The sequence below is a fragment of the Pseudomonas sp. P7759 genome (assembly GCF_013386445.1).
In the GTDB taxonomy this organism is placed as follows: Bacteria; Pseudomonadota; Gammaproteobacteria; order Pseudomonadales; family Pseudomonadaceae; genus Aquipseudomonas; species Aquipseudomonas azotoformans_A.
Map to the genome: position 1 here is coordinate 1 of NZ_JACART010000049.1, position 21,425 is coordinate 21,425.

The 21,425-nt window shown below is 58.9% G+C and carries 21 protein-coding genes; 9 read left to right on the forward strand and 12 right to left on the reverse strand.

Annotation, left to right across the window (positions count from 1 at the left end):
- Positions 1 to 298 precede the first annotated feature (298 nt).
- Together HX823_RS26605 and HX823_RS26610 are read right to left on the reverse strand one after the other, a co-directional pair.
- On the reverse strand, positions 299 to 961 hold the full coding sequence (locus HX823_RS26605; RefSeq protein ID WP_177077498.1) for a Wzz/FepE/Etk N-terminal domain-containing protein: 663 nt from the start codon (positions 959 to 961) through the stop codon (positions 299 to 301).
- A gap of 185 nt (positions 962 to 1,146) precedes the next feature.
- Positions 1,147 to 2,334 carry an MFS transporter gene (locus HX823_RS26610; protein ID WP_177077500.1) on the reverse strand — a complete coding sequence of 396 codons (1,188 nt, stop codon included), beginning with the start codon at positions 2,332 to 2,334 and terminating at the stop codon, positions 1,147 to 1,149.
- Positions 2,335 to 2,816: 482 nt separating this feature from the next.
- Between HX823_RS26610 and mqo the strand changes: the two genes are divergently transcribed.
- On the forward strand, positions 2,817 to 4,463 hold the full coding sequence (mqo, locus tag HX823_RS26615; RefSeq protein ID WP_038850366.1) for a malate dehydrogenase (quinone): 1,647 nt from the start codon (positions 2,817 to 2,819) through the stop codon (positions 4,461 to 4,463).
- Between the two features lie 71 nt (positions 4,464 to 4,534).
- Here the strand turns inward: mqo and HX823_RS26620 are convergent, their stop codons facing one another.
- The gene (locus HX823_RS26620) at positions 4,535 to 5,371 is read right to left on the reverse strand and encodes a LysR family transcriptional regulator (RefSeq protein ID WP_038850367.1); all 837 of its coding nucleotides are present in this window, start codon (positions 5,369 to 5,371) and stop codon (positions 4,535 to 4,537) included.
- A 98-nt stretch (positions 5,372 to 5,469) separates the two neighbouring features.
- On the opposite strand from HX823_RS26620, the gene HX823_RS26625 reads away from it, so the two are divergent.
- Both HX823_RS26625 and HX823_RS26630 read left to right on the forward strand, forming a co-directional pair.
- On the forward strand, positions 5,470 to 6,369 hold the full coding sequence (locus HX823_RS26625; RefSeq protein ID WP_177077502.1) for a DMT family transporter: 900 nt from the start codon (positions 5,470 to 5,472) through the stop codon (positions 6,367 to 6,369).
- Between the two features lie 129 nt (positions 6,370 to 6,498).
- On the forward strand, positions 6,499 to 6,828 hold the full coding sequence (locus HX823_RS26630; RefSeq protein WP_033902551.1) for a YXWGXW repeat-containing protein: 330 nt from the start codon (positions 6,499 to 6,501) through the stop codon (positions 6,826 to 6,828).
- Between the two features lie 7 nt (positions 6,829 to 6,835).
- On the opposite strand, the gene HX823_RS26635 is transcribed toward HX823_RS26630, so the two are convergent.
- From HX823_RS26635 to HX823_RS26645, 3 genes are all read right to left on the reverse strand, one after another.
- On the reverse strand, positions 6,836 to 7,210 hold the full coding sequence (locus HX823_RS26635; RefSeq protein WP_370590802.1) for a hypothetical protein: 375 nt from the start codon (positions 7,208 to 7,210) through the stop codon (positions 6,836 to 6,838).
- 72 nt (positions 7,211 to 7,282) lie between these two features.
- Positions 7,283 to 7,678: a PIN domain-containing protein gene (locus HX823_RS26640; protein ID WP_177077504.1), complete on the reverse strand. Its 396-nt coding sequence runs from the start codon at positions 7,676 to 7,678 to the stop codon at positions 7,283 to 7,285.
- Positions 7,675 to 7,932: an AbrB/MazE/SpoVT family DNA-binding domain-containing protein gene (locus HX823_RS26645; protein WP_038850370.1), complete on the reverse strand. Its 258-nt coding sequence runs from the start codon at positions 7,930 to 7,932 to the stop codon at positions 7,675 to 7,677. Before HX823_RS26645 ends, HX823_RS26640 begins: the two co-directional genes overlap by 4 nt.
- A 155-nt stretch (positions 7,933 to 8,087) precedes the next feature.
- Between HX823_RS26645 and HX823_RS26650 the strand changes: the two genes are divergently transcribed.
- Complete coding sequence (locus HX823_RS26650) at positions 8,088 to 8,480, forward strand: RidA family protein (protein WP_038850371.1); 393 nt, start codon at positions 8,088 to 8,090, stop codon at positions 8,478 to 8,480.
- 1 nt (position 8,481) lies between these two features.
- On the opposite strand, the gene ppnN is transcribed toward HX823_RS26650, so the two are convergent.
- Positions 8,482 to 9,855 carry a nucleotide 5'-monophosphate nucleosidase PpnN gene (gene ppnN / locus HX823_RS26655; RefSeq protein ID WP_038850372.1) on the reverse strand — a complete coding sequence of 458 codons (1,374 nt, stop codon included), beginning with the start codon at positions 9,853 to 9,855 and terminating at the stop codon, positions 8,482 to 8,484.
- Positions 9,856 to 10,005: 150 nt separating this feature from the next.
- The gene (locus tag HX823_RS26660; protein WP_038850373.1) at positions 10,006 to 10,830 is read right to left on the reverse strand and encodes an aspartyl/asparaginyl beta-hydroxylase domain-containing protein; all 825 of its coding nucleotides are present in this window, start codon (positions 10,828 to 10,830) and stop codon (positions 10,006 to 10,008) included.
- A 309-nt stretch (positions 10,831 to 11,139) separates the two neighbouring features.
- Here HX823_RS26660 and fabV point away from each other — a divergent pair, with 309 nt between their 5' ends.
- Positions 11,140 to 12,333 (forward strand): enoyl-ACP reductase FabV, encoded by a 1,194-nt coding sequence (gene fabV, locus HX823_RS26665; protein WP_177077506.1) that lies wholly within the window; start codon positions 11,140 to 11,142, stop codon positions 12,331 to 12,333.
- Between the two features lie 60 nt (positions 12,334 to 12,393).
- Here the strand turns inward: fabV and HX823_RS26670 are convergent, their stop codons facing one another.
- Positions 12,394 to 13,575, reverse strand: a complete 1,182-nt coding sequence (locus HX823_RS26670) for a CyaA/EF/ExoY family adenylyl cyclase toxin (protein ID WP_256350271.1) — start codon at positions 13,573 to 13,575, stop codon at positions 12,394 to 12,396.
- Positions 13,576 to 13,907: 332 nt separating this feature from the next.
- Between HX823_RS26670 and HX823_RS26675 the strand changes: the two genes are divergently transcribed.
- Positions 13,908 to 14,531, forward strand: a complete 624-nt coding sequence (locus HX823_RS26675) for an HAD family phosphatase (RefSeq protein WP_177077510.1) — start codon at positions 13,908 to 13,910, stop codon at positions 14,529 to 14,531.
- Here the strand turns inward: HX823_RS26675 and HX823_RS26680 are convergent.
- Positions 14,528 to 15,433 (reverse strand): LysR family transcriptional regulator, encoded by a 906-nt coding sequence (locus HX823_RS26680; protein WP_177077512.1) that lies wholly within the window; start codon positions 15,431 to 15,433, stop codon positions 14,528 to 14,530. The genes HX823_RS26675 and HX823_RS26680 overlap by 4 nt on opposite strands.
- A gap of 101 nt (positions 15,434 to 15,534) precedes the next feature.
- Here HX823_RS26680 and HX823_RS26685 point away from each other — a divergent pair, with 101 nt between their 5' ends.
- Positions 15,535 to 16,704 carry an aspartate aminotransferase family protein gene (locus tag HX823_RS26685; protein WP_177077513.1) on the forward strand — a complete coding sequence of 390 codons (1,170 nt, stop codon included), beginning with the start codon at positions 15,535 to 15,537 and terminating at the stop codon, positions 16,702 to 16,704.
- Here HX823_RS26685 and punR read toward each other — a convergent pair.
- Complete coding sequence (gene punR / locus HX823_RS26690; protein ID WP_122725047.1) at positions 16,685 to 17,608, reverse strand: DNA-binding transcriptional activator PunR; 924 nt, start codon at positions 17,606 to 17,608, stop codon at positions 16,685 to 16,687. The two genes, HX823_RS26685 and punR, sit on opposite strands and share 20 nt — an antisense overlap.
- Positions 17,609 to 17,730: 122 nt before the next feature.
- On the opposite strand from punR, the gene punC reads away from it, so the two are divergent.
- Positions 17,731 to 18,915 carry a purine nucleoside transporter PunC gene (gene punC / locus HX823_RS26695; RefSeq protein WP_177077515.1) on the forward strand — a complete coding sequence of 395 codons (1,185 nt, stop codon included), beginning with the start codon at positions 17,731 to 17,733 and terminating at the stop codon, positions 18,913 to 18,915.
- On the opposite strand, the gene HX823_RS26700 is transcribed toward punC, so the two are convergent.
- Positions 18,912 to 19,745: a nucleoside-binding outer membrane protein gene (locus HX823_RS26700; protein ID WP_038850379.1), complete on the reverse strand. Its 834-nt coding sequence runs from the start codon at positions 19,743 to 19,745 to the stop codon at positions 18,912 to 18,914. The genes punC and HX823_RS26700 overlap by 4 nt on opposite strands.
- Positions 19,746 to 19,903: 158 nt before the next feature.
- Between HX823_RS26700 and HX823_RS26705 the strand changes: the two genes are divergently transcribed.
- Positions 19,904 to 21,406: a nucleobase:cation symporter-2 family protein gene (locus tag HX823_RS26705; protein WP_177077518.1), complete on the forward strand. Its 1,503-nt coding sequence runs from the start codon at positions 19,904 to 19,906 to the stop codon at positions 21,404 to 21,406.
- The last annotated feature ends 19 nt before the right edge of the window (positions 21,407 to 21,425 follow it).

Here is a 21,425-nt window from a genome sequence, read left to right on the forward strand (position 1 = left end):
GGAATAAGGTATGGGATCCGTGCAGCTTTCCTGAACCAAACCTGAGGCGTGCCCAGCTTTCTTCATTGCCTGTTAATTTGTAGGCTGCCCCAGCCCAATGGGCTGAGGGGAGGCGAGGGTGTTGTTTTCAACAAAAATTCCCGTGAAAAAAGCTAGGCGCGGTGCAATAATGGCGCCAAGCCATCACCCTATTTTTTAAAGTATTCTTGATGAAAACAACTTTTTTCGCGCAATTATTTATTGTTTCTATTGTTTCCCTGCTGGTCTGCGTTACGTTTCTCCTGATTAAAGAAATGCTCTAACGCGGCTCACGCTGTTTGTATTGTCGAATAAAAAATCTGCCCAATACAAAGACACTCCCGAGTATCAGCCCTAGAAAAGCGCCCAGGAAAACAAATTTCTTGGTGCTCTTGGTGGTATAAGTTTTTACGTCATCGAGAGTGTTAAACGCTTTTAATGTATTGCGGGCATCCAGTGTCGGCAAGTTAAGCGCTACGGCTTCGGTACTGGCAATCGCCATCGCGGATTTCAGCTGCGCAGTGGCCTGTTCTGCCGTGGTCGCAATGGTTGATGCGATGTAAAGCACAGGTTCACCTGCACCTGATTTCGGTGGGATGTCTTTCAAGCTGACGGATTTGGCAGCCATGACGCCCATCGCGGAATAGAAAACGTCATTCTGGATGGTGCTGTACAGCTTGGTTTCCAGCGACTGTGGACTCGGTGTAGCAGGCGCGTCCTTTTCATTCACTTCTTTATAAAGGCTGTAGAGCGAAGGTTTAGTGATGTAAGTGCTGGCAGTCCACTGTTCAGGTATCGATGCAGAGAGCGCCAGTGAAGCCGCGATGCCCACTGCGGCAGCCGCGATAATAGTGATCTTGCTTTTCCACAACGCCTGAACAAGGGGGATCAAATCAATTTCATCATCGTTGGTGCGGGCTTTAGAATTCGTTGGACTGCTCACGAAAAATTCCTATATTTGCGTTCCGGAATTGTAGAGAAAAAAACACGAAACGCCCATTTAATAGTGCGATGGGTGCTGGATGCGAATAATTCGTCTTTGTTGGGTTCGGCGCGACTTTTAGGTTGAGTCGCGCAGACTTTTCACAGGATCACTCCTACAGCACCTTCGTTCAAGCGGCTCGGATTTCAATGTCCGCCCTGCATCCGTCGGGCCACCAGATACACGCCAAGCCCGACCAGCGCCGTGGCCGCCCCGATGTACCCGGTGCTCGTCCATCCCAGCCCGGCCGTGATCGCCATCCCGCCAAACCACGGGCCCAGCGCGTTGGCCAGGTTGAATGCGGCATGGTTGGATGCCGCTGCCAGGCTCGGCGCTTCATGGGCGATATCCATCAAGCGGATCTGTAACGGCGCCGCCAATGACACCATGGTGCCGACCAGCCCGATACCCAGCAACACGCCCCACAACGAGCCTGCGGCAAACGGGAAGAACACCAGCACCGCCATCGACCACACCAAAATCAGGCCCACTGCGCGAAACTGCAGGCGGTCGAACAGTTTGCCGCCAGCAATATTGCCGATGATCCCACCCACGCCAAATGCCGCGAGGCCGAAGGGGATCCATTGCGGCGAGACTTTGGTGACTTCGAGCATGGTCGGCGCCAGGTAGCTGAACACGCAGAACATCCCCGCAAAGCCGATGGCGCCAATGGCCAGCGCCATCCATACCTGCGGTTTGGTGAAGGCGCGCAGTTCCTTGCGTGGATCGCTGCGTGGTTCGTCGTGGCGGTCGGGGACGAATTGCCAGACCAGTGCAATCGTGCACAACGCGATGACGCTCACTAGCGCAAACGCCGAGCGCCAGCCCAGATATTGACCGAGGAAGGTCGCAATCGGGTTGCCCAGGAGCATCGCCAGGGTCAGTCCCATCATCACCCGTGCTACAGCGCCGGCGCGCTTGTCGTTCGGCACCATGCTCGAAGCCACCACTGCGGCAATACCGAAATAGGCACCGTGGGGCAGGCCGCTGATAAATCGAAACGCCACCAGTGAGCCGAAGGTCGGGGTGAAGGCCGTGGCCAGGTTACCCAGGGCATACAGCCCCATCAGCAACAGCAGCATATGTTTGCGCAGGAGTTTGGCGCCGAGGATCGCCAGCAGGGGTGCACCGACCATCACGCCAAGGGCGTAGGCGCTGATCGCGTGGCCGACCTGGGGTTCGCTCAGGTTGAGGTTATGGGCGATGTCGGGCATCAGGCCCATGATGGCGAACTCGCCAGTGCCGATCGCGAAGGCGCCCACGGCCATGGCAGCTTCCATTTTTGCGGCGCTGCGCGCGGACAGCACATGCCCGGGTGTTTGCTGGATAGTCATGGGTAACTCTATTGGAATGGATTGCACGAAGGGGAGCCGTCGATGCTACGCAAGCGGCGCCGAGGGTGTCTAGAACAGCCTTTTTCGGCAGAGTTCCGCGCCTGTGACCCCAGGTCGCGCCTGCCAGGCTTGACATCGGAGCATTAAAAGCCGCGATTTAGAGCTGTCAATTGGCCAAACGGCGCATAAACGCTGTTTGCCGTGATATTCTGCGCGCCGTCTTGGTCTAGTCTTTCCTGGGTGCGTACATCCGCATACGTCCCAGCGATTGGCTGTCGCCCAGGTAGCTGAAGCCAATAATGATAAGAAGTCAGCGCAGAAGGGACATAAACAGTGAGGTCGATACGTCGGCCTTGTGTGCCCACCCTGCAGTTCTCTCGTGAATGTGCAAACCCCGCGGTGCTGCCTTGCGCAGCTGCGATGGAGGGTTGCCCATGATCAGGGGCGGTAGGGCGGATGGCGTTTTATCATAGGTGCTACTGATGTTTAAAAAAGTAAACACTGCCCTGCTGGGGCTGGCTTTGTCGCTGGGGATCAGCTCCGTTCACGCGGAAGAGGCAAAGAAAGTCGATGTGCTGCTCATTGGCGGCGGCATCATGAGTGCAACCCTGGGTGTATGGCTCAATGAGCTGGAGCCGGGTTGGTCGATGGAAATGGTCGAGCGTCTTGATGGCGTGGCCGAAGAAAGCTCCAACGGCTGGAACAACGCGGGTACCGGTCACTCGGCCCTGGCTGAGCTGAACTACACCCCGGAAGACAAGAACGGCAACGTTGAGATCCCGAAAGCGGTCGAGATCAACGAAGCGTTCCAGATCTCCCGTCAGTTCTGGGCCTGGCAGGTCCAGCAGGGCGTGCTGAAGAACCCGCGTTCGTTCATCAACACCACACCGCACATGAGCTTTGTGTGGGGCGATGACAATATCAAGTTCCTGAAAAAACGCTACGAAGCCCTGAAAGCGAGCCCGCTGTTCGCGGGCATGCAGTACTCCGAAGACCCGGCGCAGATCGCCAAGTGGGTTCCGCTGATGATGGAAGGGCGTGACCCGAACCAGAAAATCGCGGCGACCTGGAGCCCGCTGGGTACCGACATGAATTTCGGCGAGATCACTCGCCAGTTCGTCGCTCACCTGCAAACCACCCCTAAGTTCGACCTGAAACTGTCGAGCGAAGTGCAGGACATCACCAAGAACGCTGACGGTTCGTGGCGTGTGAGCTACAAAAACCTGAAAGACGGCACCAAGACCGAAACCGACGCCAAGTTCGTGTTCATCGGCGCGGGCGGCGGTGCACTGCACCTGCTGCAAAAGTCGGGCATTCCTGAAGCCAAGGAATATGCTGGCTTCCCGGTAGGCGGCTCGTTCCTGGTAACCGATAACCCAGCCGTGGCCGAGCAGCACCTGGCCAAGGCCTACGGTAAAGCGTCGGTGGGCGCACCGCCGATGTCGGTTCCGCACTTGGACACCCGCGTGCTGGATGGCAAGCGCGTGATCCTGTTTGGCCCATTCGCGACCTTCTCGACCAAGTTCCTGAAAGAAGGCTCGTACCTGGACCTGCTGACCAGCACCACCACTCACAACATCTGGCCAATGACCAAAGTCGGTATTCGTGAATACCCACTGGTCGAGTACCTTGCTGGCCAACTGATGCTGTCCGATGACGACCGCTTCAAGGCGCTGCAGGAATACTTCCCGAACGCCAAGCAATCCGACTGGCGCCTGTGGCAAGCCGGTCAGCGCGTGCAGATCATCAAGCGTGACGAAGAGCAGGGCGGCGTCCTGAAACTCGGTACCGAAGTGGTCAGCTCCGCTGACAACACCATTGCAGGCCTGTTGGGTGCATCGCCAGGCGCGTCCACCGCGGCTCCGATCATGCTGACCGTGCTGCAAAAAGTCTTCAAGGACAAGGTCGCGACCCCTGAGTGGCAGACCAAGCTGCACCAGATCGTACCGAGCTACGGCACCAAGCTGAACGACAGCCCTGAAGCGGTTGCCAAGGAATGGGCGTACACCGCCGAAATCCTGCAACTGCCGACGCCACCTGCGATTCCGCAAGGTGCTGCTCCGAAGGCCGCCGAGGCTGCCAAGCCAGCAGCTGAGCCAAGCAAGCCGGCCTCTGACCTGGCGCTGTAAGCCAAGTATCGAGTCGCTGTAAAAAGCCCGCTGAACCGGTAACGGTCAGCGGGCTTTTTTGTCCCTGGCGTTCAGACCTGGAAGTGCCTGAGCTGCTCATGCAGATGCAACGCCAGTGCATTGCTGCTATCGCACAACAAGTACAGGTGTTGTGCTGGTAGTGGAGGCAGGTCTGTTATCTGCCTGAGCCCTTCACCCATGCGGCTTTCCTCCATCAGGCCTACCGCCACGCCACTGCGAACGCAGGCCTCGACGGCGGATGAATTGGGGCTTTCCAGCAGCATCCGGTGATAAATCCCGTGATCCTTCAGTACCTGCAAGGCGGCGGCGCGATAGGGGCAGCCGGCGATGGGGACGGTGATGGGCAGCGGTGCATTCGACGGACAGCTAAAGTGCTCGGCCGCGACCCATAGCGGTTGTACGGGGCCGAGACGTTCACCCTGGGCCAGCGGGTGTGCGCTGACGGTGATGGTCAGGTCCAGGTGATTGGCCGTGAACAGGTTGAGCAGCTCGCCGCTGGTGCGGGCTTCGACTTCAAGCTCCAGCAGCGGGTTGTCAGCGATCAACCGGGGTAAAAACTCCCGAATGAAGGCCGGTGCATAGGTGTCCGGTACACCCAGGCGGATCTTGCCCTGCATGCGCTGGGGCATCAGCGAGATCAGCAGGCGATCATGGCTCTTGAGGAACTCGGTAGTTTCGCCCAGCAGTTTCTTACCGTAGAGCGTCAACTCCACGCCTTGGTTGTTGCGGCTGAACAAGCGCTGGCCCACCTGATCTTCGAGCTTTTGTATCTGTGTGGTCACGGTGGACGCGCTGCGGTGCACCTGCTCGGCCGCTTCGTTGAAACGTCCAAAGCGCGCCACGGCGTGAAAGGTACGCAGCAGGTCGATATTCAGTTGTTTGGCCATGATTCCGCTTTTATGGATTGATGGTGCAGATTATTCAAATATACAGAATCATGCGTGGCCCTTAGCCTTTCAGTCAATGCGTACTGACCGGAGGCTACATGACGCGATCAACCTTAAAGCGACTGCTGTTACAGGTGGCGTTCGTACTGTCATGGAGCTCCGGTTATATCGGCGCCAAACTGGGTACGCAGGGCGGCGGGGCGTTCAATCTGTTGTTCTGGCGATTCCTGTTGGTCGCGGTGTGCCTGGGGCTGTTCCTGAACGTCAGGTTGTTGAAGGTTTCTTTGGCGCAGGTTCGCCATTACGCCGTCATTGGGTTTCTCTCACAGTTCCTGTACCTGAGTTGCCTCTACGTCGCGATCCAGAACGGCTTGCCCCCCGGCATTGCTGCGATCATCGCGGCCCTGCAGCCGTTGATGACGGCGGCGTTGTCGACCGGCAGCGCAACCGAGCGCAGTGGTGGCTGGCAGTGGGTTGGCCTGATGATCAGCTTCGTTGGCGTTTCCATTGTGATAGCCGGGCAGTACGGCAGTGGCGGGGAAGGCGTTGGTCTTGTCATTTACTTGCTGCCCTTGGCTGCGGCGCTGGGGCTGACGCTGGCGACCCTGTATGAGCGCCGCACGGTGCAAAGCCAGGACGCAGGCTTGGTCTTGCCGCTGTTCATCCAGTCGTTGCTGACCTTGATCGGCTTTACCGTCGCCGTGCTCTATACCGACACGCTGAGCATTCCCCGCGATCCAGACGTATTGATCTCAATTGTCTGGCTCACTGTGTTCTCAACCTTCGTTGCCTATTTGAGCCTCTGGATGCTGCTGCGCGTCATGACCGCGACCCACGTCGCTGCGCTGGTCTACCTGGAGCCGCCAGTAACGCTGGTGTGGGCAGCGCTGATGTTCGGCGATGTGATCCATGCCTCGACCTGCGCCGGCATTGCCGTGGTTGTCGCCGGGCTGCTGTTGGTGCGTCTGAAACGACCGACCGTCGCGTGCGCCTCTTGAGGCTTGCGGGTTCAGCAAGCTGACAGACATCACCTGTTAAAAATACCCACAGCCAAGCAGGAGCGCGGCTGTCACAACGGGGGATTTTTCGCGGTGCAAGTGTTGGGCGTCAGCGCCCGAGGGGGTTGTATGTGGCTACGTTATGCGGCATTGACGGCCATGGTCGTCGCAGCATCCGGGTGTGTGCAAGAGCGCGTCGTGCATGAGCGCAGGCCGGTACAACGCGAATATGTGGAAGTCATCGCGCCGCAACCGCCGCCGGTTCAGGTGATCGAAGTCGAGCCGCCGGTGCGCTATGGCTACATTTGGTCACGCGGCTATTGGCGTTGGGAAGGCGGGCGCTATGTCGCAGTACACGGTCACTGGGAGCCGGTGCGCGAAGGTTATCGCTACGTGCATCCACATTGGGTCCAGCGCAACGACGGCTACCATTGGCAAGGCGGTGGCTGGGTTCGTTGAGCCTTGGTCAGATCGGCTTCGTCGTGCCCAGAAGCCGAACTTCACGCAATAGCGCGGCGCCGAGTTGATCGGTGCCCAGTTCCTTGTAGCCGACGGCTTTGATTTCGCCGTTCTCTTCTGCCTGGATGAGGATCACCGGGGTTTCCTTGCCGGTGGCTTCGTCGACGTGCAGGGCGTACTGCGGAATATCCAGCTTGATCGGCGTGCCTGCGGCCTGGCCTTTCACGTTGATCAGGAAGGCTGCACAGCCCGCGTCGACGTCCAGGCTGGTGGCGGAGCGACCACTGACGAAGCAGGTCTTTGGCAGGTCGGGCCAGGTGATCGATTCGGCGATCACCGTGCCGGACGCCATCGTCAAGGTAGCGAGAAGAAGCGTGCGCACGTAGGTCTTTCTCTCGATGGGGGTTGAACGCGACTTTTACCAAAGCCTGGTGGGCGTCGCAACGGCAAAGGCTCAGATCAGTCGTTTCATCCCCGCGGCCTTCGCAGCGTTCAAATCAAAGGTGGCGGTATATACGCAGCCTGCAGCATGAGCACAGCGTTCTATCAGGCAGTCCGCGAAATCGGCTGTGCTGGCGGTGAATCGTCGCAGTGCCTGCCAGATGATCTCGGCGTGTTCGATGGTCAGTTCTCGGGTGCGTAGCAGCGTTTCGAGCACGGTCACCACATCACCCTTGGCAGACTGATAACAACTTTGCAGGACCCATACCAACTCCACCACGGACACCAGGCTGACAAAGCCTGGTGCAAAGGCGGTGAGCGACTCAATCAATTCAGATGCCTTGGGCGATTGCACAGGATCGTCCTGGGTGACATAGCGCACCAGCACATTGGTATCCAGTCCGATCATCCCGCTTTCGCCCCTTGTGCCGCGATGGCACGGTTCATCTCATCCAGCGAGACGGCCTTGGCGGGCTTTTGGATCAGGCCTTTGAGGTCCTGTACGGTTTTGCTGGCGGCAATCATGGAAAATTTGCCGTCTTCCATTTCGACAAATTCAACGCGATCGCCTGTCTCCAGGCCCAGGGCAGTTCTGACCTGGACGGGAATGGTGATTTGCCCTTTTGAAGTAAGCGTGGCGGTGGCCATAGTGAAGATCTCCATCGTGATGCTCCTTACCTTAGGGTAAGGAATTATGGAGGACAAGATCCGTTGGTCCATAGGTTGCTCTTCTGGTGTGAGTTGATCGGAACAGGTAAAAAGATAGCCCGAGTTATGCCTCGGGCACGTCCGAAAACACCCGCAAAGAGATACAACATATGACCGATCGCCAGCTCATCATACCTATTGCCATGCAGCCCATTGTCGAACGCGCCGGCTACGTGCCCGCCGTCAAGATCGGCAAGACGTTGTACTGCGCGGGGCAGGTCGGACGCACGGCGGCATTGGCGGTGATTGACGACCCAGAGGCGCAATTCATCGCCGCCTGGGAGAACCTGAGGCAGGTGCTGGAGGAGGGTGGCTGTACGTTCGAGGACGTGGTGGACATGACCACCTACCACGTCAACATGAGCGAGCACATGGCGGTTTTCCGTGACGTGAAAAACCGCCTGTTCCCGCGCGGGCATTGCGCCTGGACCACCATCGGAGTGTCCGAACTGGCACACCCCGGCCTGCTGGTGGAGATCAAATGCGTGGCAGTGCAGCGCTAGCTTACTGAACCACGCGATAGCACGGCACATACGCCGCGCCTCCCGGCAGCTTCATGCGGTGCTGGGCGACAAATGCCTGTAGCAGCTCGTCCAGTGGTTTCATGATGGCCGGGTCACCGTGGATCTCGTAGGGGCCGTTCTGCTCGATCAGGCGGATGCCCTTGTCCTTCACGTTACCCGCTACGATCCCCGAGAACGCACGGCGCAGGTTGGCGGCGAGTTCGTGGGGCGGCAGCGCGTGGCTCAGTTGCAGGCTGGCCATGTTCTCGTGGGTCGGATCGAACGGGCGCTGGAAGCCCTCGTCGATCTTCAGCAGCCAGTTGAAGTGGAACGCGTCGTTGCGCTCGCGACGGAACTGCTTCACGGCCTTGAGGCCGGCGGTCATCTGGCGCGCCACTTCGGCGGGGTCGTCGATGATGATCTGGTAGTGCGCCTGCGCCGCTTCGCCCAAGGTGGCGCCGACGAACGCGTGCAACTGCTGCAGGTACGGCGCTGCGTGTTTCGGCCCGGTGAGGATGACCGGGAACGGCAGGTCGCGGTTGTCCGGGTGCATCAGGATGCCCAGCAGGTACAGGAACTCTTCGGCCGTGCCAGCGCCGCCTGGGAAGATGATGATGCCGTGGCCCACACGCACGAAGGCTTCAAGGCGTTTTTCGATGTCCGGCAGGATCACCAGCTCATTGACGATCGGGTTCGGCGCTTCGGCAGCGATGATGCCCGGCTCGGTCAGACCCAGGTAGCGGCCTCCGGTAATGCGTTGCTTGGCGTGGGAAATGGTCGCGCCTTTCATAGGGCCTTTCATCACGCCGGGGCCGCAGCCTGTGCACACGTCGAGGCTGCGCAGGCCCAGCTCGTGGCCGACCTTCTTGGTGTATTTGTATTCTTCGGTGTTGATCGAGTGCCCGCCCCAGCACACCACGATCTTCGGCTCGACACCGGGGCGCAGCGTACGGGCGTTGCGCAGCAGGTGGAACACGTAGTCGGTGATGCCCTGGGAATTGCTCAGGTCGATGCGCTGGCTGTCCAGTTCGTTCTCGGTGTAGACGATGTCGCGCAGTGCACTGAACAGCATTTCACGGGTGCTGGCGATCATTTCACCGTCGACGAAGGCGTCGGCGGGTGCGTTCAGCAGTTCCAGGCGTACGCCGCGGTCTTGCTGGTGGATGCGTACTTCAAAGTCTTTGTAGGCGTCGAGGATGGTCTTGGCGTTATCGATATGCGCGCCGGTGTTGAGGATCGCCAGGGCGCACTGGCGGAACAGGGTGTAGATGCTGCCGGTACCGGCTTCGCTCAGTTGCTGGACTTCACGTTGGGACAGGGTTTCGAGGCTGCCCTTGGGGCTGACGGAGGCATTGATGACATGACGTTGGGGCATTCTGATTCCTTGAAAGCGCAGCCACCGCACCCGCAAGGGGCCGCGATGGCTTGAGAATGATGGGCGCCGAATTCGGTCGCACGAGACGAATATTTACCTCAGGCGCAAGGCCGAGCGCAAACACCGTCCAGCACCATCATGCCGCAGAACTCACTGAATCAGCTTCCAGTTTTTGTAGAAAACCCGACGCAGGGTAAAGGCCATCCCGGCAAACCCAGCGATCACTGCGTTAAGGACCATCGGCACCGGTGTCGGCCGCACGATGTCGATAAACAGGCAGTAACGCTTGGCATCATTTTTGTTGAAAGACGCGTGCATCAGGGTGTCATCGAAGATAAACAGCGGGTCGTCGTGCCAGTAATGCTTGTGCTTGCCGACCTGGATGTAGACGCCTTCATGATGGGGCGCTGGTGCCATGTTGTAGAGCACGCGGAACATCATGCGCAGGGGGCCGAAATGGAAGGAGGTGGAGCGGTTTTCGTTGAATACCGACACGCCGATGGTCTTCACGAACGGTAGCTTTTTGCGCAGCTCCGGAATGTTGAGCGTGGTCTCGATGGGTTGGCCGTACCACTGAAAAAACAACATGCCGCGCTTCTTCTCGGCCATGCGTGCGTCCAGGTAACCGATGATTTCGTCCTTGTGGGCCATGGCGTCATCGAGCACCTGTTGCAGGTCTTCACGCCAGGCCGGTGGCAGGTCGGCCATCGTGTAGACGTGGCGGTTAGGTGAACTGAACAGGTCGAACAGGGTGTTGAACGGTGCCAGCAGCCAGGTGTTACGGCCACTGCCAATAAAGTATTTTTTGACGGTGGGCGCGTCATAGAGGCCATTACGCAGGAAGTCGTAAATGCCGCAGATCACCACCAGGCCGAAAAATACCAGCGTGGTCTCGGGGAAAATATCGATAATCATCAGCACGCCTAATACCCAGGCGACCGATACCGCTTTTTTACGCAAAGCAGGGTTATTCATGACACTCAGCTCCAGCAGGACGCCATTCGACAGGTCCGGATCCGTGGCCGCGAGTGGTGGGGTTTCGAAACATATTGAAACAACTGCGTCATGATAAGACGTTCGGCGCTGGAGAGGCGTTTTAAATATTGCAAAATTGTGAAGGCTCAACACAGTTTTTAACCGTCTCAGCGCTGAGTGGATTGGATTTTGTAAACAGAAGATTTGCGACTATCGTGACGCTTCGGTTTTTTGGACGTCATAGACCGGTACGATTGAAGTTGAATGGCCACCACTGGCCTTCGGCACCTTGGAAGAGGCAGAAATTTTATGATCATCAAACCGCGGGTTCGTGGCTTTATCTGTGTGACCGCTCACCCTGTTGGCTGTGAAGCGAACGTCAAAGAACAGATCGACTACGTGACTCAACACGGCGTCATCGAAGGCGGCCCGAAAAAGGTGCTGGTCCTCGGCGCTTCCACCGGTTACGGCCTGGCTGCGCGCATCAGTGCTGCCTTCGGCTGCGGCGCCGACACCCTGGGCGTGTTTTTTGAGAAAGAAGGCGAAGAAGGCAAGCTGAGCTCCGCCGGCTGGTACAACAGCGCCGCGTTCGAGAAGTTTGCTGTCGAGAAAGGCCTGTACGCCAAGAGCATCAACGGCGACGCGTTCTCCGACGAAATCAAGCGCCTGACCATCGAAACCATCAAGAAAGACCTGGGCAAGATCGACCTGGTGGTCTACAGCCTGGCCGCGCCGCGCCGTACCGACCCGCAAGGCGTGGTGCACAATTCCACCCTCAAGCCGATCGGCAAGGCTGTGACCCTGCGCGGGATCAATACCGACAAAGGCGTTGTGGTCGATACCACCCTTGAGCCTGCGACCCAGGAAGAAATCGACGGCACCGTCAAAGTGATGGGCGGCGAAGACTGGCAGCTGTGGATCGACGCCCTGCGTGACGCAGACGTGCTGGCCGAAGGTGCCAAGACCACTGCGTTCACCTACCTTGGTGAGAAGCTGACCCAGGACATCTACTGGAACGGCTCCATCGGCGAAGCCAAGAAAGACCTCGACAAGAAAGTCCTGACCCTGCGCGACAACCTCGCGGCTCTCAAGGGCGACGCCCGTGTGTCGGTGCTCAAGGCCGTGGTCACCCAGGCCAGCTCGGCCATTCCAATCATGCCGCTGTACCTGTCGCTGCTGTTCAAAGTGATGAAAGAGCAGGGCACCCACGAAGGTTGCATCGAACAGGTCTACGGCCTGTTCAAGGACAGCCTGTACGGCAGCCAGCCGAAACTCGACGCCGATGGCCGCTTGCGTGCCGACCTGGCCGAGTTGGAGCCGAAAGTCCAGGACGCCGTGGCGGCACTGTGGAACCAGGTCACCGACGACAACGTCAACGAGATCAGCGACTTTGCCGGCTACAAGGCTGAATTCCTGCGTCTGTTCGGTTTTGAAATCGACGGCGTGGACTACGAGGCTGACGTGAATCCGACCGTGAAGATCAACGGTCTCGTCTCGGCCTAATTGCTGGGGTGGGCAGCAGCCTCGATGATGAGGCTGCTGTTTCACTTGCGCCCTGCGTGATCAACCGTGGCTGAAGCGGTCTCGGGCTTGGTTGAAGCCAGTGCGTCTAATACTGGTCACTTCGTTCTCCCAAAGCGGGTTGATAGGCACCTGATATCCGCTGTCTTTGGCCGTTTTTATCAACTGCGCCAGTTCCTTGCTGTCGTGGATAATACAGACTTCGTCAAACTGCCCCAGCTTCGTCGGCAGGAAGAACGTCGCCGGGTAGTTGGCGGCGACCTCCGTAACGGGGTTCGCAGTATCAGTGCTGTGATGAACTACCCGCTCGCCGTTGCCGACCAACTTGTCATTGATCTGCTCTATCATTTGCTTTATTCGTGGCGTGACATTGCCTAGTTCGTGGTCAGCCTTATCATAGAAGTGTGAGGAGCTTTCGAAGTCTGCACGTAACTGCATGGGGACCTGGAAAGCCTCGGGATCAGAATGTTGCCTTTTATAGCGATCAACCTTTTGGGTGAACACGCTGTGCGCAACGTCGGGCAATGGGAGTCTATCGTCGGGGCCGAAGTTACTGATATGAGGCGCCACCATGTGCAGGTCGTAGTCGGCCGTCAGTGCTTTGCCGTTTTTCTCTTTCGCCAGTACTTCAACTTTCTTGCCCTCTTGGGTAATGAGGTAGTTCTGTTCTGATGGCGATGACCGCGTGCCTTCGAATGTATAGAGCTGTTGGCTTGGTCCTCGGGCACTGAATAGCAGTTTGCCGTTTTGCTCTTCCGGTTTAGTGATCTTGCCTAATTTCACCAATTCGTCGAGTCGGTTGTATGAAACCTCCAAAGGGACAGCAACCGCATATCCTTCGTTGATGGACTTCTCAACCTGGTTGTTAGCGCTGGCTACTCTGTCGGCGTCATTACGCTGGAACTTTTCAAGTTTACTGAAGGCTTGGTCCCGGCAGATTAAACCTGCTTGTGGCCCCCAGTTGGCGCTTTTTCCCTTGATATGTAGATCCTTGGTAGGGTGACCGGCCTCTATCAGCCCGGTTGCAATGGTTTCTACGGGGCGTACGCCGATGATGGAGTTGGTGTGTGCCGCGATTTTCTGCAAGGGGACAAGGTGGGTCGCGACGATCCCGGTTTCTTCTCTGGCGCGCTCAGCTGCAAGTTCTACCGGGTTGACTTCGCCTCGACCGGTACCGGTAGACTGCCTTGAAGGGGCGTCTTGCAATGCGTTTATGTGCGGCATGGAAGGAGCGTTAGCTGAGGTTATTCGTCCTATCATGGTACTACTCCGAATCATGTTTATCGGCATGTTGGATAATCCCTTCCAGACCAGCGTAATCCCTCGGTTGCACTTGAAAACACTAAGGGAGTCTTGAGTTTGTCGCGACAGAAAGAGTGTGACGGGTTGTGAGATGCCTCGTTGGACAGCGAGCGTTCAAGGCCCCAATCAAGGGGGGGTGTCACGCGGGCCGTATAGGAGCTGTGAAATTATCGGAGGGGTCCTACGCTTAATTGCTCGCGACCGTGTGTTACTGGTATGGGGGAGTGTTGCAACACACTCATTGGGAGGCGCATATGACAATTCGTGCAGTGGTTTTTGATTTCGGCGGTGTCCTGTTCGATTGGAGCCCGCAACACCTTTACCGCAAGCTGATTGCCGATGATCACGAACGGCAGTGGTTTCTTGAGAACATCTGCACCCAGGCCTGGAATACCGAACAGGACGCCGGTCGCTCCCTGGCCGAAGGCACCCGCCGCCTGATTGAGCAGTACCCAGATCATGAGCCCCTGATCCAGGCCTATTACGACCGTTGGCACGAAATGCTACGTGGTCCGCTGCCGGAGGGCGTGGCGATTCTGGAGGCGCTGCACCAGGCCGATATGCCGTTGTTCGGGCTCACCAACTGGTCGGCTGAGACCTTTCCTTATGCGCGAGCCAATTACCCATTCCTTGAATACTTTCGCGACATTGTGGTATCCGGCAAGCTGAAATTGATCAAGCCCGACGCAGCTATCTACAACGCCAGCCTCAGTCAGGTCCGTGCTCACCTGCCGGATATCCAGCCCGCTGAAGTGGTGTTTATCGATGATGTCGCTGGCAATATCGAAGCGGCCATCGCCCTTGGCTGGCAAGGGATTCACCATGTGTCTGCCGAGGGCACTGCGGCGCAATTGCGGGCGTTGGGCGTGGGCTTTTAGCGCGCCCACTTCTCCATGGCGAAGTCGACGAACGCCCGTAGTTTCGGCAGGCGGTAGCGGTCCTGGCCGTAGAGCAGGTGCATGGGGCGGCTGGGCAGTCGGTAGGTGGTTAACAGTGCCACCAGCTTGCCGCTTTCCAGATCCGGTTGCACCAGGGCATCGGCCAGCATGATGATGCCCATGCCGTTGACGGCCGCCTGGCGTAAGCCTTGCGAGCTGTTGATGGTCAATGAGCCGGACACCGGGACTTCCACCTCGCCGCCATCGCCGGTCATGCGCCACAGTTTGTCGGCGTCGCGCCAGTTGTCACTCGCTGGGTAGGCGAACGCCAGGCAGTCGTGGTGCTGCAGGTCATCGGGTGTCTGAGGCGTGCCACGTCGCGCCAGGTATTCAGGTGACGCGCAGAGTGTGAGGGTGTATGCCTGCATTGGCCTGGCGATCAGACTGGAGGTTTCCAGTTCGCCGAGACGGATCGCCACGTCGAAGCCGCTGTCGACCAGATCCATCCGCTCATTGCTCAGCACCACGTACAGGTTGATCAGCGGATAGCGCCGGGAAAATTCACTCAAGGCGGGTGTAAGGCGTTCGGTGCCGAACACGGGGGGCGCGGTGATGCGCAGGGTGCCTTTGGGGATGTCACTGTGGGCTTGTTCGGCGAGTTGCTCGGAGTCGGCCACCAGCCCCAGCACTTCCAGGCAGCGCTGGTAATACTGCCCGCCGAACTCCGTGAGGCTTTGTTTACGCGTGGTGCGTTTGAGCAGACTGACGCCCAGTCGCTGCTCCAGGGCGCGCAGGTGATTGCCGACCATGGTGGTGGACATCCCGCAAGCCTGGGCTGCCGCCGTCATGCTGCCGGTCTCGACCACTTTCACGTATACCGACATTGCCTGGAACAGATCCATTATCAAGCCTTGGTTTAAAGTCATTGCAGGAATTCGCAGTTTATCCAGCATGAGTGGCTAACGATACTGCAGCCATCACTACGATGCACTGGAGCCACACCATGACCGCCGCCTGCCTGATGACCACTTATCAACCCTTGGCCCTGAGCTTCACGCGCGGCCTGGGCACGCGACTCTGGGACCAGCAGGGCCGCGAATACCTGGACGCGGTTGCCGGCGTGGCGGTGACCAATGTCGGCCATTCGCACCCCCGGCTAGTAACGGCGATCAGTGAGCAGGCTGGGCTCTTGCTGCACACCTCCAATCTTTACAGCATCGACTGGCAACAACGGCTGGCCCAGCGCCTCTCTCAGTTGTCAGGCCTGGACCGCGCCTTCTTCAACAATTCCGGTGCTGAAGCCAATGAGACAGCGCTCAAGCTGGCGCGCCTGCATGGCTGGAAAAAGGGCATCGAAGAGCCGTTGGTGGTGGTGATGGAAAACGCCTTTCATGGCCGCACCCTCGGCACCATGGCCGCGAGCGATGGCCCTTCGGTGCGGCTGGGCTTCCAGCGTTTGCCGGGGGATTTTCTCAAGGTGGGCTTTGGTGATCTGGAGGCGCTGGAGGTGATCACCCAGAAGTTTGGTCCGCGTATCGCGGCGGTGCTGCTGGAGCCGATCCAGGGGGAAAGTGGCGTACTGCCGGCGCCACCGGGTTACCTGCGAGCCCTGCGCGACCACTGCACAGGCCATGGCTGGCTGATGATGCTGGACGAAATCCAGACCGGCATCGGCCGCACTGGCACCTGGTTCGCCTTCCAGCATGAAGGCATCGTCCCGGACGTGATGACCCTGGCCAAAGGCCTGGGCAATGGTGTGCCGATCGGCGCGTGCCTGGCTCGGTCCGCCGTGGCCCAATTGTTCACGCCAGGCAGTCACGGCAGCACCTTTGGTGGCAACCCGCTGGCGTGTCGTGTGGGGTGCACCGTGCTGGACATCATCGAAGAACAAGGCTTGCTGCAGAACGCCGCGCAACAGGGCGAGCGCCTGCTGGCGCGGTTGCGCGCGGAGTTGAGTGAGCACCCGCAGGTCCTGGCGATTCGTGGCCAGGGGCTGATGATTGGGATTGAGTTGGCCAGCCCTTATCGGGACCTGGCTCAGCGCGCCGCCCAGGAGCACGGGCTGCTGATCAACGTCACGCGAGGCAAGATCATTCGCCTGCTGCCGCCGCTGACCCTGAATGCCAAGGAGGTCGAGATGATCGTGCGGGCCATTACTCGGTTGCTGGCGTAGGGCCGTTGAGCCATTCCTGGTTCAGGGTTTCGGTATCGCCCAGGTATTCCAACAGCCAGGCCATGGCCGGGGACAGCTTGTTCTGCGCCCAGGCCACACACGACGGGCTGGCCGGAAACGGCCGGCTCAATTGCAGTGCCACCAACTCACCGCGCTCGATCCACGGCAACACCTGATGCGCTGGCGCCATGCCGACGCACAGGCCGTCGCGCAGGCAATCGATGGCAGAAGCCCAATTGGGCACCACCAAGCGTCGCTGGTTATCCAATGTCCACGTGTCGCGCTTGGGCAGGTTACGCGAGGTGTCGGTCATGCACAGCGAGGCAAAGGGGCGCAGTTGATCGTCACTCAGTAACCCTTCGACACTGGCCAGAGGGTGTCGCGCGCTGACCACGCACAGCCAGTTCAACAAGCCCATGTCGCGGAAAGTGAAGTGGCTGGCCACGGGCACCGCGCTGGTCGCGCCGATCACAATGTCGGTGCGTTCATCGGCCAGGGCATCCCACACGCCGTTGTACACCTCGTATTCCAGCAGCAGCTCGACCTCAGGAAATTGTCGATAGAAGTCCAACACCAACTGTCGGCAGCGCTGGGGTTTGACGATGGAATCCACGGCCACCTTCAATTGGCCGCTCCAGCCATTGGCCACCTGCTGGCACAGGCGTCGTGTGCCGAGCATTTTTTTCATCACGCCACGGGCTTCGTCGATAAACAGGCGGCCAGCGGGCGTCAGTTCCACGTCCCGGTGGCGCCGCACAAACAGCGGCACTGCCAACCATTCTTCCAACTGGCGCACGGTATAGCTGACGGCCGACGGCACGCGATGCAGTTCCTGGGCGGCGGCGCTGAAACTGCCATGGCGCGCCACGGCATCGACCACATCCAGGGAATATTCTGACCACATGGCGGCTGCCTTCAAATTTATTGATAAGAGTGTCCAATTATTATCGCTTCACACAGAAAATGTCAGCTTCATAATGGGCGCCAGTCAGCAAATAGTTTGATGGCAGGATTAACAAGGCTTCAATGAAAAATTCTTTTGGTTTCACTTGGTATCTGGCGGGGCTGAGCATGCTCGGTTACCTCGCCATGGACATGTACTTGCCGGCATTCGGCGCCATGGGCGAACAGTTGCAGATTGGCGCAGGCGCGGTGGGTGCCAGCTTGAGTATTTTCCTCGCCGGCTTTGCGGTGGGGCAGTTGTTGTGGGGGCCGTTATCCGACCGCCTGGGGCGCAAGCCCATCCTGCTCGCCGGGCTGAGCCTGTTTGTGCTGGGTTGCGCGGGGATGTTCTGGGTCGAGACCGCACCGCAATTGCTGGCGCTGCGTTTTGTCCAGGCGATTGGCGTGTGTTCCGCCGCCGTCAGTTGGCAGGCGCTGGTGATCGACCGCTACCCGGCCGACAAGGCTCATCGTGTGTTCGCCAGCATCATGCCGCTGATGTCGTTGTCGCCAGCGCTGGCGCCGTTGCTGGGCGCGATGGTGCTGAACCACTTGGGTTGGCAGGCAATCTTCGGCGTATTGCTGGGCGTCTCATTGCTGTTGCTGCTACCGACGTTGTTCCTACGCACCACGGCGAAACGTCCGGCAGAGGAGGGTGAGCGTTCGCGCCTCGGTTATGGGCAGTTACTGACGTCTCGCGTGTTTACCGGCAACGTCATGATCTTCGCCGCCTGCTCGGCCAGTTTCTTCGCCTGGCTGACGGCTTCGCCCTTCATCCTGGGCGACATGGGCTACAGCCCCAATGACATTGGCCTGAGCTACGTATTGCCGACATTGGCCTTCCTGGTCGGTGGCTACAGTTGCCGCAGCGCCTTGCAGCACTTCCAGGGCAAGACGCTGTTGCCCTGGTTGCTGCTGGCGTATTGCATCAGCATGCTGGCGTTGTACCTGGTTGCCACGCTGACGGTGCCAACCCTCACCACCTTGCTGATTCCGTTCTGCCTGATGGCGCTGGTCAACGGCGCCAGTTACCCCATCGTCGTGGCGAATGCGCTGATGCCGTTTGCGGAAAATTCCGGCAAGGCAGCGGCATTGCAAAACACCCTGCAACTGGGCCTGTGTTTCCTCAGCAGCCTGCTGGTATCGTCGATGATCGACCAGCCGCTGCTGATTACCGTGATCGTGATGCTGGCGACCGCGCCACTGGCGGTGTTGGGTTACTGGCTGGCGCGGCCGAAAGCCGGTGATTCGGAACTGGCGACCGCCTAGAACGTCACTTCCAGGTTCACCGTCGGCGTCGATGTGCGGCTACCCCGGCCGCCATCCACGCCGAACTTGTTATGCCAATACTCGTAACCCACCCCCAGGTAGAGGTTTGGCTTGACGTTTTTGCCCGGTCGCACCGCCACCATCAACGCGGTACGCATCAGGGCCTCGGGCGCGGTGTCACGGCCGTGGTAGTCCTCGCCTTTTTCCCCGACGTAATTGATGAAACCCTGGAATTTCGCCGCATGGTTGGCGATTTCGAAGGGGCGCATCCACGTCAGGTTGAGCATGTAGGTGTCTTCAAACGTGTGGTTCGACTCTTTCGCGCCGGGGATGCCGGTGTGGTTCCTTTCCTTGTAGTACATCAGGCTCAGGTCGAGAACGCCGACGGTGTTGAACTTCACTGTCGGGCCAATCACCAGTGCGCGTTTCTTCGCTGAGGCGAAGTTGTTGTTACGGTTGGCGTCAAAACCCAGGGTCAGCGCGTAATCCTTGACTAGGCCGGTGCCCAACGGCACATCGAACACCCGCGACGCATACAGTTGGTGGCGGTACACCGCGTACACCTCACTCCCGCCATGATCAGTACCCTTGCGCGGGTCACGGCTGTCGGACAGGAACACATCGAGGTTGAGGAAATTGCTGCCGTACTGGTAGCCGCTGGCGTGGGTGAAGCTGTAGATGCGCTTGCTGAATTCGTCGGGGTTATTCGGATTGGTGAACTGCTGGCCGTAGCGAAATCCTACGCTGTTGTTCATCCATTCCACTGCGACGGCCTCCCCGCCGCCGAGCAGGGTGAGTGCGACGGTTGCGCCCTGTAGTGCCTTTTTCATTGTTCTGGGTCCTTTGGCGTTCTGGCTCATCACGGCCGGATTGTTTTTGTAACGCCGATGGAGGGTAACTTGTTCGATTGATTGTATACAACTCTATGGACATCCAGTCCAAACATTGCATACAGTGGCCGCACAACAAAAACAGAGAACCCCTCACCATGACTATCCCGAAGGCGTCACCGCAGCGGCCAGAAGATGAGAATCTTGGCGTCGCCGCCAACATGGCTTACGGCCTGCAACATGTGCTCACGATGTATGGCGGCATTGTTGCGGTGCCCCTGATTGTCGGCCAGGCGGCCGGGTTGTCCCCGGCGGATATCGGCCTGCTGATCGCCGCGTCGCTGTTTGCCGGTGGCTTGGCCACGCTGTTGCAGACCTTGGGTCTACCGTTTTTTGGCTGTCAGTTGCCGCTGGTGCAGGGCGTGTCGTTTGCCGGTGTGGCAACCATGGTGGCGATTGTCGGCAGTGATGGCGCCGGCGGGGTGCCGGCGATTCTCGGGGCGGTCATGGCTGCGTCGTTTATCGGGCTGCTGATAACCCCGGTGTTTTCACGGATCACCAAGTTCTTCCCGCCGCTGGTGACGGGCATCGTGATCACGACCATCGGCCTGACCCTGATGCCCGTTGCGGCGCGCTGGGCCATGGGCGGCAACAGTCGCGCGGCGGATTTTGGCAGCATGTCCAACATCGGCCTGGCGGCGCTGACCCTGGTGCTGGTGTTGCTGCTGAGCAAGATTGGCAGCGCGACTATCTCGCGTCTGTCGATTTTGCTGGCCATGGTCATCGGCACGGTGATTGCGGTATTCCTCGGCATGGCCGACTTCTCCGGCGTGACCCAGGGGCCGATGTTCGGTTTCCCTGCGCCATTCCATTTCGGCATGCCAACCTTCCATGTCGCCGCGATCATTTCCATGTGCATTGTGGTGATGGTAACCCTGGTCGAGACCTCGGCGGACATCCTGGCGGTGGGCGAGATCATCGACACCAAGGTCGATTCGAAACGCCTGGGCAACGGCCTGCGCGCCGACATGCTGTCGAGCATGTTTGCGCCGATCTTCGGTTCATTCACCCAAAGCGCCTTCGCCCAAAACGTCGGCCTGGTGGCGGTGACCGGGGTCAAGAGCCGCTTTGTGGTAGCCACGGGCGGGCTGTTCCTGGTAATTCTCGGCTTGTTGCCCTTCATGGGCAGGGTGATCGCGGCGGTGCCGACTTCCGTGTTGGGCGGGGCCGGGATTGTGCTGTTCGGCACCGTGGCGGCCAGTGGCATCCGCACGCTGTCGAAGGTGGATTACCGCAACAACATGAACCTGATCATCGTGGCCACTTCCATCGGTTTTGGCATGATCCCGATTGCGGCACCGAGCTTCTATGATCACTTCCCGACCTGGTTCGCGACCATCTTCCACTCAGGGATCAGTTCGTCGGCCATCATGGCGATCCTGCTGAACCTGGCATTCAACCACTTCACCGCCGGTAACTCAGACCAGCAGTCGGTGTTTGTGGCAGGGACTGAGCGCAGCCTGTGCTTCCGTGATGTGTCGGAACTGCGCGATGGGGATTACTTCAAAGGCGGCAAGTTGTTTGATGCCGAGGGGCGGGAGATTCCGCTGGTGCCGGATGCCCCGAAAAGGGCAACCAAAGCTGAGGCTACCGAGGTCTGAAGTAAGGGGGGCTGGCCTG

Coding starts and splice junctions, on each gene's coding strand:
- HX823_RS26610 (WP_177077500.1), bottom strand. CDS start 2,334: ATGACTATCCAGCAAACACCCGGGCATGTGCTGTCCGCGCGCAGCGCC.
- mqo (WP_038850366.1), top strand. CDS start 2,817: ATGTTTAAAAAAGTAAACACTGCCCTGCTGGGGCTGGCTTTGTCGCTG.
- HX823_RS26620 (WP_038850367.1), bottom strand. CDS start 5,371: ATGGCCAAACAACTGAATATCGACCTGCTGCGTACCTTTCACGCCGTG.
- HX823_RS26625 (WP_177077502.1), top strand. CDS start 5,470: ATGACGCGATCAACCTTAAAGCGACTGCTGTTACAGGTGGCGTTCGTA.
- HX823_RS26630 (WP_033902551.1), top strand. CDS start 6,499: ATGTGGCTACGTTATGCGGCATTGACGGCCATGGTCGTCGCAGCATCC.
- HX823_RS26640 (WP_177077504.1), bottom strand. CDS start 7,678: ATGATCGGACTGGATACCAATGTGCTGGTGCGCTATGTCACCCAGGAC.
- HX823_RS26645 (WP_038850370.1), bottom strand. CDS start 7,932: ATGGAGATCTTCACTATGGCCACCGCCACGCTTACTTCAAAAGGGCAA.
- HX823_RS26650 (WP_038850371.1), top strand. CDS start 8,088: ATGACCGATCGCCAGCTCATCATACCTATTGCCATGCAGCCCATTGTC.
- ppnN (WP_038850372.1), bottom strand. CDS start 9,855: ATGCCCCAACGTCATGTCATCAATGCCTCCGTCAGCCCCAAGGGCAGC.
- HX823_RS26660 (WP_038850373.1), bottom strand. CDS start 10,830: ATGAATAACCCTGCTTTGCGTAAAAAAGCGGTATCGGTCGCCTGGGTA.
- fabV (WP_177077506.1), top strand. CDS start 11,140: ATGATCATCAAACCGCGGGTTCGTGGCTTTATCTGTGTGACCGCTCAC.
- HX823_RS26670 (WP_256350271.1), bottom strand. CDS start 13,575: ATGCCGCACATAAACGCATTGCAAGACGCCCCTTCAAGGCAGTCTACC.
- HX823_RS26675 (WP_177077510.1), top strand. CDS start 13,908: ATGACAATTCGTGCAGTGGTTTTTGATTTCGGCGGTGTCCTGTTCGAT.
- HX823_RS26680 (WP_177077512.1), bottom strand. CDS start 15,433: ATGGATCTGTTCCAGGCAATGTCGGTATACGTGAAAGTGGTCGAGACC.
- HX823_RS26685 (WP_177077513.1), top strand. CDS start 15,535: ATGACCGCCGCCTGCCTGATGACCACTTATCAACCCTTGGCCCTGAGC.
- punR (WP_122725047.1), bottom strand. CDS start 17,608: ATGTGGTCAGAATATTCCCTGGATGTGGTCGATGCCGTGGCGCGCCAT.
- punC (WP_177077515.1), top strand. CDS start 17,731: ATGAAAAATTCTTTTGGTTTCACTTGGTATCTGGCGGGGCTGAGCATG.
- HX823_RS26700 (WP_038850379.1), bottom strand. CDS start 19,745: ATGAAAAAGGCACTACAGGGCGCAACCGTCGCACTCACCCTGCTCGGC.
- HX823_RS26705 (WP_177077518.1), top strand. CDS start 19,904: ATGACTATCCCGAAGGCGTCACCGCAGCGGCCAGAAGATGAGAATCTT.